Source organism: Lacrimispora sp., assembly GCF_046972725.1.
In the GTDB taxonomy this organism is placed as follows: Bacteria; Bacillota; Clostridia; order Lachnospirales; family Lachnospiraceae; genus Lacrimispora.
In genome coordinates this window covers 551,018-565,382 of sequence record NZ_JBKVXF010000002.1, presented here as the reverse complement: position 1 = coordinate 565,382, position 14,365 = coordinate 551,018, and the positions used below count along the sequence as shown (strand labels likewise).

13 protein-coding genes are annotated in these 14,365 nt (G+C 43.8%); 6 read left to right on the top strand and 7 right to left on the bottom strand.

Features of this window, described 5'->3' with window-relative positions; all coding sequences use genetic code 11:
• Positions 1-2 precede the first annotated feature (2 nt).
• Positions 3-614: a hypothetical protein gene (locus ACLTWA_RS10950; RefSeq protein ID WP_412327733.1), complete on the bottom strand. Its 612-nt coding sequence runs from the start codon at positions 612-614 to the stop codon at positions 3-5.
• A gap of 223 nt (positions 615-837) precedes the next feature.
• Between ACLTWA_RS10950 and ACLTWA_RS10945 the strand changes: the two genes are divergently transcribed.
• Positions 838-1,128 carry a GNAT family N-acetyltransferase gene (locus ACLTWA_RS10945; RefSeq protein WP_412327732.1) on the top strand — a complete coding sequence of 97 codons (291 nt, stop codon included), beginning with the start codon at positions 838-840 and terminating at the stop codon, positions 1,126-1,128.
• Between the two features lie 65 nt (positions 1,129-1,193).
• Here ACLTWA_RS10945 and ACLTWA_RS10940 read toward each other — a convergent pair whose 3' ends face one another.
• From ACLTWA_RS10940 to ACLTWA_RS10930, 3 genes are all read right to left on the bottom strand, one after another.
• Positions 1,194-1,961 (bottom strand): alpha/beta hydrolase, encoded by a 768-nt coding sequence (locus ACLTWA_RS10940; RefSeq protein WP_412327731.1) that lies wholly within the window; start codon positions 1,959-1,961, stop codon positions 1,194-1,196.
• A 448-nt stretch (positions 1,962-2,409) separates the two neighbouring features.
• Positions 2,410-4,833: a flavocytochrome c gene (locus ACLTWA_RS10935; RefSeq protein ID WP_412327730.1), complete on the bottom strand. Its 2,424-nt coding sequence runs from the start codon at positions 4,831-4,833 to the stop codon at positions 2,410-2,412.
• 5 nt (positions 4,834-4,838) lie between these two features.
• On the bottom strand, positions 4,839-5,447 hold the full coding sequence (locus tag ACLTWA_RS10930; RefSeq protein ID WP_412327729.1) for an NADPH-dependent FMN reductase: 609 nt from the start codon (positions 5,445-5,447) through the stop codon (positions 4,839-4,841).
• A gap of 173 nt (positions 5,448-5,620) precedes the next feature.
• On the opposite strand from ACLTWA_RS10930, the gene ACLTWA_RS10925 reads away from it, so the two are divergent.
• The 4 genes from ACLTWA_RS10925 to ACLTWA_RS10910 all read left to right on the top strand — a co-directional run bounded on the left by ACLTWA_RS10925 (position 5,621) and on the right by ACLTWA_RS10910 (position 10,370).
• Positions 5,621-6,568, top strand: coding sequence for a LysR family transcriptional regulator (locus ACLTWA_RS10925; protein WP_412327728.1), 948 nt, complete (start codon positions 5,621-5,623; stop codon positions 6,566-6,568).
• On the top strand, positions 6,561-7,511 hold the full coding sequence (locus tag ACLTWA_RS10920; protein ID WP_412327727.1) for an FAD:protein FMN transferase: 951 nt from the start codon (positions 6,561-6,563) through the stop codon (positions 7,509-7,511). The genes ACLTWA_RS10925 and ACLTWA_RS10920 overlap by 8 nt, the downstream gene beginning before the upstream one ends.
• Positions 7,512-7,658: 147 nt before the next feature.
• On the top strand, positions 7,659-9,593 hold the full coding sequence (locus ACLTWA_RS10915) for an FAD-dependent oxidoreductase (RefSeq protein ID WP_412327726.1): 1,935 nt from the start codon (positions 7,659-7,661) through the stop codon (positions 9,591-9,593).
• A 192-nt stretch (positions 9,594-9,785) separates the two neighbouring features.
• Positions 9,786-10,370 (top strand): LysE family transporter, encoded by a 585-nt coding sequence (locus tag ACLTWA_RS10910; RefSeq protein ID WP_412327725.1) that lies wholly within the window; start codon positions 9,786-9,788, stop codon positions 10,368-10,370.
• On the opposite strand, the gene ACLTWA_RS10905 is transcribed toward ACLTWA_RS10910, so the two are convergent.
• Positions 10,367-10,693 carry a branched-chain amino acid transporter permease gene (locus tag ACLTWA_RS10905; RefSeq protein WP_412328123.1) on the bottom strand — a complete coding sequence of 109 codons (327 nt, stop codon included), beginning with the start codon at positions 10,691-10,693 and terminating at the stop codon, positions 10,367-10,369. The genes ACLTWA_RS10910 and ACLTWA_RS10905 overlap by 4 nt on opposite strands.
• Positions 10,599-11,408 carry an azaleucine resistance protein AzlC gene (azlC, locus tag ACLTWA_RS10900; RefSeq protein ID WP_412327724.1) on the bottom strand — a complete coding sequence of 270 codons (810 nt, stop codon included), beginning with the start codon at positions 11,406-11,408 and terminating at the stop codon, positions 10,599-10,601. The genes ACLTWA_RS10905 and azlC overlap by 95 nt, the downstream gene beginning before the upstream one ends.
• Before the next feature lie 130 nt (positions 11,409-11,538).
• Between azlC and ACLTWA_RS10895 the strand changes: the two genes are divergently transcribed.
• A complete protein-coding gene (locus ACLTWA_RS10895; RefSeq protein ID WP_412327723.1) occupies positions 11,539-12,933 on the top strand; it encodes a PLP-dependent aminotransferase family protein in 1,395 nt (464 codons plus the stop codon).
• A 79-nt stretch (positions 12,934-13,012) separates the two neighbouring features.
• Here the strand turns inward: ACLTWA_RS10895 and ACLTWA_RS10890 are convergent, their stop codons facing one another.
• A complete protein-coding gene (locus ACLTWA_RS10890; RefSeq protein WP_412327722.1) occupies positions 13,013-14,362 on the bottom strand; it encodes an aspartate aminotransferase family protein in 1,350 nt (449 codons plus the stop codon).
• Positions 14,363-14,365 lie beyond the last annotated feature (3 nt).

Genomic DNA, 14,365 nt, shown 5'->3' with positions numbered 1-14,365 from the left:
TTTTATGTGTAGACATAAGACCTTGCCACCCGATAGCCCAAAGAAGGTCCGGGATACCCTATCTGCTCCCAGCTTCCCGGAAAGTATTCAAGCACCCGCTGATTGGGAGGCAGATCTCTGGTAGTCCCATATCCCCACCATTCGGAATAATACCCCATATAGGTCAGCTGGTTCATCGCCGGGAAAACAGAGGCGATTTCATTGAGTCCTGCATGTTCCTGAATCGGAAAAAAATTCATTCTATCCGGCCCGGATAACATAGACAGGGCTGCAAAACGCTCATCCGGAGTCAGCCTTAAAAAATATTTTCCATCGGCGGAAGCATCTTCATTTCTCTCATCCCCGTTTCCGTACAGAAACTGTCTTGCTGCTGCATTTAACAATTCTGCGGCAGCATAGGTCATGGGAGGGGATAAACTGTCAAGGGACATTATAAGATAATCCTCCGTATCGAAATCCAGTGCTCCATAATACTGGATGGCTCCGTACATTTCTGCCAGGTCCTCAGACCTTGGGATCATGGTATCTACAAATGCTTTGAAGGTATCCGTTACATATCCGTTTTCATCAGCTTCCAATGTGCTCATGTCTAAAACACGATTTGTCCTGTCCAATCAACCACCTGCTTTTATTTCTTCTATATTTCATATTATCCTATGACAGAACCCCTCCTTCTAGTACCGCCATATATGAATAATTATAGACATTCGCTTTTTTTCCGGACTTTTCGGAAATAAAAAACCGGCAGCAAGAATACCAGACCGTCAGAGATCCGCTTCTTGCTACCAGTTTTTATTCGTGATATAATGCTGTTATTAAAAATAAGGGGGTAATCCTATGAATTTTACCTATAATCCAAATCAGATCGCATACTATCATTCTGATCATAATCTTTTGGCCGAGGTGACTTTCCCGGACGTAGATGAGAACACCGTCAACATTGACCATACCTTTGTGGATAATTCTTTAAGAGGACAGGGAGTCGCCGGTAAACTTATGGAAGCCTTAGCCATTCATCTGCGTTCCGAAAAGAAAAAAGCTGTTCTTACCTGTTCATACGCCATCAGCTGGTTTGAAAAGCATCCGGAATATCAGGATATTATCGTAGAGCCGTTGCAAAATAAGTAAGCGATCACTTATGGAGCAATGGCTCCTTAAGCTTTATAAACAGTACCATTTGATCCAATTGGCAGCTAAAGCACGCAGTTCCTCACATCTTTCACCCATTCCTTGGGGTAACACACAAGTAGTTCTTCATGTAATAAGTCATGTTCCATAATATGTGGATTTGAAAAATGCTTCAGATATCTTTTTTTATATTTATCTCCCATTTTAGCGGCAAAAAAGCAATGTATGCTGGTATCCTTCACTTCCATATGATTTCTAAGCACTGTTATAAGATCAGAATAATACTGATTTTTCATGCTTCTTTTGCTGACAAAGGACATGTCAACGCCACCGATTCCCATCATACGGAGTCCATGTTTTACATATTCTTCCCCACATCGTTTCACCATTCTATTTCTGATAAAACCAGGTATTTTTCCTGAATGCAGCATTTTATAAAAAAGGGGTACGATGAGCATCGTTTGTAATTTTGCTTTTCCTATGGAAACCTCATCTAAATCCGAACTTCCAATAATCCCATGGTTCATATGTATCTTTTCCCGCTGTAAAAGTAATCCTACAAAAGAACCGCCTAAGGAGCAGCCGTATACGGCATGGATCGCTCCCTGAAACTGTTTATTGATATATGACTCTATTTTCTCTGTTTCCCTTTGCATATCTAAAAACTCTGATTCTTCAGTATCATCAAAGCCGTCATAGGATGCACAGACAACATAAAAATCCTTTTTCAATAGATCAATGACATGTGAAAAATTGTTTTTCCAATGGCAGCAGGTTCCAGGTATAAGCATGATTACAGGATTTTCTTTTTGCCCAAATTCATAGAATTTCATTGTTTCCCTCCTCGCATAGCTATCTACGTGTTGTCTGATATAACATCTATTAGTTACTTAACTTTCCCAGCAAATATTTTAAATAAATTTTGAATATTTTTATTCAAGCGTTTTCATCAGCTATGCTGGCGAAAAAGTCAAGTTAGCATTAATTAACTGTGTATTTAAAAAAAAGTGATATCTGACAATCTTTATTATAGCACTCTTTTTTCTGAAATCAACAACCAATTTACCTGCTGAATTTTCTTTATTTTGTACTGAACTATATCTATAAATTACACACTGTGTCTTTTCTATTTCCCCATTACACCGGCCTGTCAATTGGATAAGAATTCTGGTTGAAAGCCTTGTATGAAAAGAAACAAAAAAACAAAAACCGGGTAGAACTCCCATTGTAAGGATTTCTACCCGGTTTTTGACTGTGAAAGGGAAGTTACCGCTTTAATAATTATTTCATTTCTTCAACAGCCGTCTTACCTGCAATTCGTCCAAAAGTAAAGATATCCGTCAAAGCATTGCCGCCAAGACGGTTGCCTGCATGAATGCCTCCAGTAACTTCACCTGCGGCATAAAGGTGCTTAATTGGCTGGTCATTGCTGTCCAATACACGGGCTTTTGTGTCTATCTTAAGCCCGCCCATGGTATGATGAACGGCCGGCTTTCTTGGAGTTGCATAAAACGGTGCTTTTTCCACTTTTAAGCTGAATGTATCCTTATGGAATTCCGGGTCAAAGCCTGCATCTACATAGGAATTATATTTGTCAATCGTATCCTTAAGGATCTCCGGCTTCATACCGATTTTTACTGCAAGTTCTTCGATGGTATCGGCTTTGAAAAGTGTACCGGCTTCTACCTGACGGTCGATTTTTTCCTGACTTGTGTTCGCTGCTGTTTTCTTTATCTCATCATCAGCGATCAGGTAGAATAATCCGCCCTGATCAATCGCTGCTTTCGTTAATACATCCCGTCCCGAGAATTCATTAATAAACCGTTTTCCTTCTTTATTAACAATTACAAAGTTTTCCGGCGGAACCTGCAGCCCGCTGAACAGCTCACCCGTTTCCGGATCGGCTACAGGCATCATCTGAGTGAATCCCATTCCAGTAAGTGCCGCTCCTGCCGATTTCCCAAGCAATATTCCATCACCAGTCATCGCGTAGGAATTGGTGGTTCTTATATCGTCATCAATATGGCTCCAGTAGGTGTTATATTCCTTTAACATCTTTGTATTTGCACCAAAACCACCGCTTGCAAGCACAACCGCTTTTGCACGGACGGTTATCTTCTGACCATTGACACCGGTTGCTATTACGCCTTTTATTTCCCCATGTTCCATTAAGAATTCCTTTACAGGGCTGTCCGTAATAATCTTCCCGGAGTGTTCCTCTACATATTTGGAAAGAGACAGGATAAATGCAGAGCCATAGCTTTTTACCGGCTTATGGCCACGGCGCCAAAGGGCCCCAACCGGAGCAAATACAATACTTTTATCAAACTCAACCCCTATCTCCTCCAGCCATTTTACACTCTCTAAGGCTCTGTCTGTCAGAATCTTTACCAGATCGTACTGTCCGTATATGGTGTTGCCGTTAAGGTCTGTTCTCTTCCCGCCAAAATATGTCTGCATTCTGTGAAGAAGGGGAGAGTCAAATAAATGGCCCTTTTGTGTTCCGAATTTTTCCTGGTAAGCCGCGAATTCTTTTTTCAGCGCCCGGAAATCCTCCAGATATTCGGAATGGATCTGGCTTTCATCAGTATCCAGCAATGACTCTATGGTATGTCTTTCTCCCGGATTTTCATCAAACTGGCGCTGCCACTCCGGGTCTGCCGCATTGACAGGACCGCCGGAACGTATGGTATTCCCTCCCACTGCCGGATATTTTTCAAGTACAATGGCGCTGAAACCACGCTGCAGAGCAGTAGCTGCAGCACTTAGTCCGGCACCGCCTCCGCCTACAACAACTACATCACAGGAATATTCTTCGTCATCTCTGACCAGACTGCTGGCAGGCTTTGGACGCCTCTTAAGAATATCAGGGTTGACTCCGGCAAGCTTTACGGCTTTTGCCACACCGTCGATAACCGCATTACTGGTCTCAGAGGCACCAGAGAGCGCATCCACATTCAGAGTCTGTCCTTCAATGATTTTATCTGGTATTCTCACAAAAACCACATCGGCAATTCCTTCTGTCTCACCTTTTGTATCCACATCTATACGTTCGATCCGGGTCTCACTAAAGGAAACCTTCATGGGAAGACTTCCGCTGTGACCAATTGCATTCACCTCATAGACACCTGGTTTAAAGGTAAATTCCTCTTCTTCGTTGAGCTGGTTTGCAATTTTGGCAAAACGCAGAAAGCGCAGAAAACAGATCTCAAGAAAATCTACGGTCCCTTCATTTTTAAGATTGCCGTCCTCATCAAATGCCTTATCTGCGTTGCCAAGGAGAAACTCGTATCCTGGCATGACATTGGCCTCTACCCCTGGTGCATCAAGGATTTGACGAAGATGCAGCTGTGCACGGGAGGAACCCTGAGTCCCAAGTGAAACACCAACGATCATTACCGGTTTGCCTTTAAGGGGATGGAGATCAAAGCTCAGCCACTCGATCAGGCTTTTAAGGGATGAGGGGATGGAATGATTATATTCAGGAGTCGCCATAATAACACCATCACTTGCATTGATCTTATCATTGAACCTCTGGATCACTTCACTGAAGGACTGATTGTCTGACTGGTTAAACATGGGAACATCTGTAATTTCAAGTATTTCTATTTCTGCCTTTGACTCAAAGTATTTTTTCATAAACTGAAGGAGTTTACGGTTATATGATTTTTTTGCATTCGTTCCAACAATTGCTATGAATTTCATTGCTGTTAATCCTCCTGTTCCTGCCAAGTGAATTTTTTTCCTTTTTTATTTAACGCTTTATGTTCCAGAAGTTTTGATGTAATATCCGTAAATAAAACAAACTCCCTGAAAATTTCTTCAAGCTCTGATACCTTGTCCGGGTAAATAAGATTGCCTGACCCATCAAATGCTGCCTGTGATTTTCCTAAAAGGAACTCACTGCTGGGCATGATTCTGGCAGCAAGCTCAGGGGAATCCAGGATTTGCTTTAGATGTGCCTGTGCCCTGGAAGAACCAAGGGTACCGTGAGAAGCCCCAACGATTAGAACAGGTTTATCGGTCAATGCCTGGCTGGTGTAACTAATCCATTCAAGAGCACTCTTTAAAACCGCTGGGATGGCATGGTCATACTCCGGGGTTGCTATAATGACCCCATCGGCTTTTAAAATTTTATCAGATAGCTCTGCTACCTTTTCAGGGACATGAGAATCCTCTGGCTCCATAAAAGCAGGTAAATCCTTGATTTCATATAATTCAATCTCCGCCTGACCGGAAAAATGCTTCTTCATAAATTGAAGCAGCATGCGATTTGTCGACACCTCTGAATTTGTGCCTGCGATTGCTAAATATTTCATAGTAATCCCCTTCCTGTAATTTAAGCTTTCACAAATGTAACATCGTGCTTGATATAATTTTAACACACCCTGCACATGATAGCTAATAGTTATTTATTGAAGTTTGATAACAGATTTGTTATAATGAAACACAAATCCGAAAAAGTTAATTGTTTAACAAAGAAAGGTTGAAAATGTCAAAACTTTACTCTCAGGATATTTTATATTATATTGATGCCATTTTAAAATACAGCAATTATGGGAAAGCTGCCAAGTCCCTTTATATCTCCCAGCCATATCTGACACAGGTGATCAAAAGGGTGGAAAATCAGCTGAATTGTGAACTGATCACCCGCAGCAAGCTGCCATACCGGTTGACCGAACAGGGAAAGATCTACTACCAGTATTTAACCTCACTGGAAAACAACTACGCAAAGCTTCTTAAGGAACTGGCAGATGTATCGGATATCGGCAGCAAGGTCATAAAAATCGGAGTGCTTCCCAGCCTCGGAACCTACCTTTTACCTCTTTTTTTACCAAAATTTATGGAGATGCATATAAACAGCCGGATCGAGTTATCAGAGGCTTTGCCAGAAAAGAATGAGAAGCTCATCCAAAACAATGAACTGGATTTTTGGATCGGTCAGAATTCAAGAAATATTTCTCCAAACTTAAACTCGGTCAGCTGGGGCAGGCACAGATACCGGGCAATTATCCCCCGCAGCTGTGATCTGTATCAAAAGGATGAGGCAATTCTTCCAGAAGGAACCATAGATATAAGTAAACTCTTATGTCAAAAGCTGATACTGACTTCTAAAGGTTCTGCTATAAGAAAACAGATCGACCAGCTGTTAAGCATTTATAAGATAGAACCCAGGATTGTAATGGAAAGCAACGAGATACATACGGTGCTTCAGCTTTCCATGTGTAATATGGGAGTGACCTTTATCCCGGAAAGCATTTACGTAAAAGAATGCCCGTCTGACTACAATATATACCCAATTCCCTTTGATGAGCTGAATCTGGATTATTTTATCGCTTACCAGAAGGAACGAACCTTAAGCAGTATGGAACACGACCTGATCGACTGCTTTCTTATTCAGGGGCAGAACCACTCAAATATAGGAGACGGAAATGGCTGAATGTACAAAGATTATATATCTCATGGGAACAAAAATCTCTCTTTATATCAAGGGAGAAGATGCTGAAAAACTGGCAGAAGAAGCTGAGGATATGCTGATTCATTATGAAGATGTCTTCAGCGCCAACAGTGACACTTCCCAGCTTGCAATTCTGAAAAAATCCGCCGGAGTAAGTCCCCAAAAGGTGGACGGGGAGCTTTATGAGCTGATAAAAACAGGAAAAAAGCATAGTCTGTGTAAGGATTCTTTTTTAAATATCGCAATAGGTCCCCTCATCAAGCTATGGAAAATCGGCTTTACGGGAGCACACGTACCGGAAAAAGAATCCATCGAAAAGGTGCTGGAACTTTTAAAACCTGAAAATATACATCTGGACGATGAAAGAAAAACCGTCTATTTAATAAAAAAGGGAATGGAGATAGACCTTGGAGCCATCGCCAAGGGATATTTTGCTGATAAGGTTATGGAATTCTTTAAAAAGCACGGAGCGGTCTCAGCGATGGTAGATATGGGAGGCAATGTTCTTGTTTTCGGAGATTCTCCCTCTGGAAGCGGCAGCTGGACCGTAGGAATACAAAATCCGTTTCTGCCAAGAGGTAACGCGGCAGTACTCGTCAAAATAAGAGATCAATCCGTTGTCACGTCAGGAATATACGAAAGAAGACTTGAAAAGGAAGGCTGTAAATACCACCACATCTTTGACAGCAAAACAGGCTACCCCATGGAAAGCAACGTCGCTTCTTTGACTATAATTGCCGACAGGTCGCTGGACTGCGACATCTATACCACCAAATTGTTCGGCCTTGATGCTGCTTCCATTATCCATCAAGTGGACGAAATGAAGGAAATGGGTGCTGTTGTAATAACTATAGATGGCAAGCTGGCCTGTACGGCGAATCTCAAAGAAAAAATCACCCTTTATCCCCAGCCTAGAACTTCTTGATGTTTCCAAACGGTTCCTATTCCCGCAAAATCCACCTCTGTCTCCTTTGTTTTTTATTATTTTTAATGCCGTATCACATCCCACAGGTATATTCAACCAGGTATTGTGCAAATTGATAATAGCAAATCTAAACAAAGGAGACAGAATATGAACTACGAAAAACTATTTACCCCCTTTAAAATCGGAAAAATGGAAGTAAAAAACCGGATTGTCATGTCACCTATGGGTCTTAACGCAGGCCACATGGATGGGACTATTGACAAAGCAGAGATCGACTACTGGGAGGAACGGGCAAAAGGCGGCACCGGTATGATCATCACAGGCTGTCTGTTTCTTACCAGGGAACTGGCTCAGGGCTCCTTAGAGGGATATTTAGACCAGACCTATGTGATTCCTCCTCTTACCACCTTATGCGAATCCGTACAGCGGTACGGTACTAAAATCTGCGCCCAGATCAGCTGCGGCACTGGTAAAAATGCATTTGCCAACATGTTCGGAGATCCTCCGGTTTCCGCTTCTGCCATTCCTTCCATGTTTAATCCTGACATTATCTGCCATGCGCTGACCATCGATGAGATCAAACAGATCATGAAAGAATTTGCTTTCTCTGCCAAATTATTAAAGGATGCCGGTTTTGATGCAATTGAAGTGCACGCCCACGCAGGATACCTTGTGGATCAGTTTATGTCAGCGGTATGGAACAAGCGGGACGATGAATACGGCGGAACACTGGAAAAACGTATGCGTTTTCCGGTTGAAATCGTAGAAGCCATCCGGGGGGCTGTCGGCCCGGATATGCCAATTTTGTTCCGTATCGCCTGTAAGCATCATTTCAAAGGCGGACGCACCATAGAAGAAACCATGCCAATGTTAAAGATTCTGGAAGAGGCCGGAGTGGATGCCCTTGATGTTGACAGTGGAAGCTATGAAAATATTGATTACATCTTCCCTCCTGCATACCTTGGCGATGCCTGCATGCAGGACGTCTGTGAGGACGCAAGAAAAGCAGTTTCCATTCCGATTTTAAACTCCGGCAATCATACTCCGGAAACGGCTGTAAGGCTTTTGGAATCCGGGAATGCTGACTTTATCATGATGGGACGCCCCCTCATCGCTGAACCCCATATGGCAAATAAGCTTATGGCCGGCAAACGGGAGGAGATCCGTCCATGTATCCGGTGCAATGAAGACTGCATCGGCAGAATATTGACCAGACTGACAAAGATCAGCTGCTCTGTCAATCCGGCGGTTGGCTTTGAGGACCGTTTTTTCATAAAAAAAACTGCAGACCCTCAGAATGTCGTTGTCATCGGCGGAGGCCCCGGAGGTATGGAAGCAGCCAGAACAGCCTCTTGCATGGGACATAAGGTGACTCTGTTTGAAAAAGACAGCGAACTGGGCGGACAGCTGAAAAGCGCGGCTACACCACCTTTTAAGAGTCAGCTGCGTCAGCTTGTTGTCTGGTATAAGCATCAGATGGAGCTTCTAAATGTTACGGTTCACTTAAACACGGAACTTACCGTGGATTCCCCGGAATTAAAAAATGCGGACCGTATTATTGTTGCAACCGGAGCCGTTCCCGTAACTCCAAAGATACCCGGAATTGAAAATACCATTGACATTCTGACCGCACACACCGACCCGCAGAAACTAAAGGGCGGGAAAATCATATTCTGCGGCGGCGGACTTTCCGCATGCGACAGTGCTCTTGAAACAGCAATGAACGGAAAGAAAGTGGCTATCATCGAGATGCTTGATGAAGTGGCCGTCAATGACCATTTTATTAATAAGGCTTCCCTGATTCCAATGCTTTTGCAAAACGGTGTGGAACTCTATACCGGTCATAAAGTTCTAAAAATCCAGGCGGATGGAGTGATAACCCTGAAAAAAGACGGTACGGAAGAATTTATTCCCGGAGACACCATTGTATCTGCTTTTGGTATGGCACCCAACAACGCTTTTGCAAAAGCCGTTGATGCCAAATATCATTTAAAAACACGTATCATCGGTGACAGTTTAAAAGTCGGAAAGGTGGGCGGTGCCGTTCGCCAGGGTATGTATGCAGCGTTATCCATGGAATAGGAACCGCTTGAAATCATAAGAAATTTTTGACTTTGTAAAACCAAAAACCTGGTATAGATTCAGACTATATCAGGTTATATGTTATTCGTATTTTTTTACCTCCTCCCACTCTGCTATAATAGAAAGCATAAATATCTGGCGATTGCTTTATCGAGCGGAGTATTTAAGGAAGATCAGGGAGGATATATTGTTATGGAGCTTCAAGTAATCATCAGTTTTTTCGTGTATTCCATGATCAGCGCTTTCACGCCGGGTCCCGGAAACCTTCTTGCTTTAAACACCATGGTACGTTTTGGCTGGAAAAAGGGGAAAAATCTTTTATTCGGTATCTTTACCGGCTATTATGCCGTACAGTTTCTCTGTTCCCTGTTGGTATATGGAATGGAAAGTTTATTAAATCCGGTGATGCTTATTATGAAATATATGGGTGCTGCCTATATTCTATGGCTGGCCATTCATATACTCATCAGCAAGCCAGACTTAAACGGAACCAGCAGAAGGCCCTCTTTCTGGACCGGCTTCATTCTGCAGTTTGTCAATGTAAAAATCTATTTATTCGGCATTACTGCACTTACCGGTTATGTGCTGCCTTATCACTCCTTTTACGGCACATTGCTGTTCTTTGAACTTATCATTGCCACATTGGGTACAGCCGCCACTTTGACCTGGGCGATCTTAGGCGGAGCATTTCAAAAAGCATATATCAGGCATTACCGGGTGGTCAATGTCATACTGGCTCTGGCTCTGCTTGAATGCGCAGCCAGCATGCTGTTTTAAAATACAAACTGCACCAAAACCATATATACAACCGTTCCTGCTGCAATGGAAAGAAGCATCTGTTTCTTCCAGAAATGAAGTACTGCTACAGTAATCACTCCGATCAGTTCCGGAATTCCCCGGCTTCCGGTAAAGATGCTGACATCCTTCAGGCTATAGACCACAAGCAGTCCGAGTACCGCCGCAGGAAGGACCTTTCCCAAATACTGTATATACTTTGGTGCAGGCCTATCCCCGGGAAACAGGATGAACGGAAGAAACCTGGTGATCATTGTCCCCAATACCACCGCTGCAATCGTCAGAATCTGTTGACCGACGCTCATTGTCATCTGTTTTTCTCCTTTCTTTCAACGGTCTCCTAAACAAAGAGAGACTGAAAAGAATCAATGCCATGGAAGGAATGATAAAATTACTTCCGCCAAATAAGATCAGGCATAACACGGAAATTCCTAAACCAGTCAAAGAACTGTAATGCGTCGTTTCTTTCAACCACTGTTCCAGAAAAATCACTACAAAAAGCGCTGTCATAACAAATTCCAGTCCTTCTGTGTTAAACTGAATCAAACCTCCAAATATGCCTCCAAGGGCAGCCCCTGCCACCCAGTAGCAGTGGTTTAAGAACGTGACAAAAAACAGGAACCAGCCTTTATCCACATCCTCCGGGATATGGGCTGTATAGTTTATGGAAAAAGATTCATCACACATACCGAAGATAAGATAAAACCTTTTAAAGCCAGGAACTCTGTACTTTTCCAGCATGGAGATACCATAAAATAAGTGACGCGCATTGATCATAAGTGTCAGCAGCAGCGCTTTCAAAGGATCAAAGGGAGCAAGCAGCAATCCCACTGCCACGAATTCCACAGAACCTGCAAAGATGGTCAGCCCCATGAGCATGGGATACAGAAAGCTGAACCCGGAAGCATTCATATAGATCCCATAAGCCATTCCCAAAAATAAGAAACCGGCAAAAATTGGAATGGTGTTTGGAAAGGCAGCTTTAAAAGCCTTTTTTATCGTCTGTTTTTTCGTCTCCAATTTTACATTGTTCCTTTCTTATAAATCTGCTTAATCCTGATAACAGAACCTGCATTGTCCATTTTATCATTGAAAATGCATACAATCAATGCTATAATTGTATGCATTATAATTTTACCGGAGGTGGGCCATGCCTGTAAATTCATTTATTGATTATCCTATGTCCTGGAAACCGGACAGACTGTCCATCAAACGTCCGGTTTATCAATCGCTTGCCCACCTTCTGGAACATGATATTGTGACCGGCTTACTGGCTCCGGGCACAAAACTTCCGCCCCAGCGGGAGCTTGCCGATTACCTGGATGTGAACTTTACTACAGTCACACGTGCATACAAAATCTGTGAGCTGAAAGGCTTCATCTATGGAGTGACCGGAAGCGGCACCTTTGTCTCAACTCATGCTGCAGGCTCCATTACCATCTCCCTGGATAATGCTCCCGGCGAATCCATTGAACTGGGATTTGTATCCTCCTTTGAGCAATGCAACCAGATGATAACAGCCACCGCAAAAAAAGTGACAGAAAAGCCTTATCTGGAACAGTTTTTCACTTACGACGATCCCACGGGACTGCCTCATCAGAAAATGGCGGGACTTAATTGGATGCAGTCTTTTGGCATTCAGTCGGCACCGGAAAATATGGCCATTGCATCCGGAACCCAGAATGCCCTGGCCATTACCATGTTTGCCTTATTCCAGCCGGGAAACCGGATAGCTGTTGATCGCTATACCTTTTCCAATTTTATCGAACTGGCAAAAACATTCCATATTCAGCTGATCCCCATTGCGGGTGATGACAGCGGAATGCTGCCGGACGAACTGGAAAGCCAGTGCCGCCTTACCGGAATCCAGGGAATCTTTTTAATGCCCTCCTGTGCCAATCCAACTACTGTCATGATATCGGAAAAGCGTAAACAGGAGCTGGCTGCTGTAATCAGAAAATACAATCTCATTTTGATCGAAGACGATATTCATGCATTCTTAACTGCCGGAATCATAAAGGATTATGATGGTTCCATGTACCGGTTGCTGCCGGACCAGACCGTCTATATCTGCGGTACCACCAAATCTCTTTGCTCTGGACTTCGGGTTGCTTATATGGTTTTTGCTCCTGAATTCCGGGAACAGATCCGGAAAGCCATTTTCAATATCAACGTAAAGACATCCTCTCTGGACAGTGAAATCATCACCGAGCTCATTCTCTCCGGTAAGGCAAATGAGATGGTTGCCGTAAAAAAGGATCTGGCCCAACAGGCCAATGAGCTGTATCACAGTTATTTTCCAGAGGTATCCAAAGCAGGTCACCCGTTCAGCTTTTACCGCTGGCACCCCATATCCGGAAACGTAAGCGCACAGGAACTGGTCAACGGGCTTCAAAGCAAAGGGGTACGGGTGTATCATTCAAACCGTTTTTTGGTAGGCTCCGGCACCCGGGAACAATTTCTTCGCGTGGCCCTTGCCTCTGCACGCTCTTTTCAGGAACTGGAAAAGGGTCTGGGCATTCTAAAACAGTATTTCAGCCAATAAAGCCTTCCAAAGGCCATATGCTCTGGAAGGCTTTTTCCGGTTATTTATTTTATCCCTGACAGGTCAACTTTCTTTATTCTCATCTGCATGTCTCAATTGCAGATCTTAAAATCTCCAGTCCTCTCTCAATCTGGGCATCTGAGACTACCAGCGGACATAGAAAGCGGATCACATTGGATGAAGCACCTGCGCTTTCGACAAGAAGTCCGTGCTGCGCACAATAGGTAACAATATCCGATACCAATGGTCCATTGGGCTTTTTGCTTTCCTGATCTTCCACAAACTCAATGCCCATCATGCAGCCAATGCCTCTCACATCTCCTACTTCCTTTAATTCCTCCTTCCACAGCAGAAATTCCCTGCGGCACCTTTCGGCTATTTCCAGAGAACGGGAACACAGATCCTCTCTTTCTATGATCTCAATGACCTTAAGGGCTGATGCGCAGGCAAGGGCATTTCCGCCAAAGGTACCTCCGAGGATGCCGCTTTTTACACCATCAAAAATTTCTTTTGATGCGGTGACAGCGCTTAACGGGATGCCTCCTGCGATAGACTTGGCACTTACCAGAATATCGGGAGCACAGCCTGCCTCTTTCCAGTAATCCGACACAAACATTCTTCCGGACCGGGCAAAGCCAGTCTGCACCTCATCGGCTACCAGCAGGATTCCATGTAGATCACAAACCTTTCTGATGGCTTTCACCCATTCCATAGGAGCCGGAATGAACCCTCCTTCTCCCTGAACGGGCTCCACCACAACAGCCGCCACATATTCTGCGGGAGAGGCTTCCTCAAAGACCTTGTTAAGCCTTTCCATGTAATAATCCATGGCTTCATCTTCACTGTATCCTTCGGGCTTTCTATAGAGATAGGGGAATTCTGCCCGGTAGATGCCATCCGGAAAAGGGCCCAGGCCAGAAGCATAGGATTTCTTTGCCGTCATGGCTGCCGTCAGAAGAGTTCTGCCGTGAAAGGCACCGGAAAACACAATAATGTTTGGCCTTCCGGTAAAGGATCTTGCCGCTTTTACCGCATTTTCAATGGCCTCTGCGCCGGAATTGGCAAACATGGTCTTTTTCTCTTCCGATTTTAAGGGAACGATCTGATTCATTTTTTCTGCCAGCTTTATATAGCCTTCGTGAGTCACAATGTTCATCATGGCATGAAAATATTTTTCCGATTGTTCTTTCACCGCTTCAATCAGTTCCGGATGGCTGTATCCGATGTTCAGCACGCCTACGCCTCCGACCCAGTCCAGAAACCGGTTGCCATCCACGTCTTCTATCATTGCCCCTTCTCCTCTGCGGATCACGCATGGATACACGGATTTGATGGCGCCCGGCATGGCCTCCTCTCTTCTTTTTAATATGGCACTGGCCTTTGGTCCCGGCAATGGGGTAATTATTTCAGGTAATGAATCCTTTAGCATCAT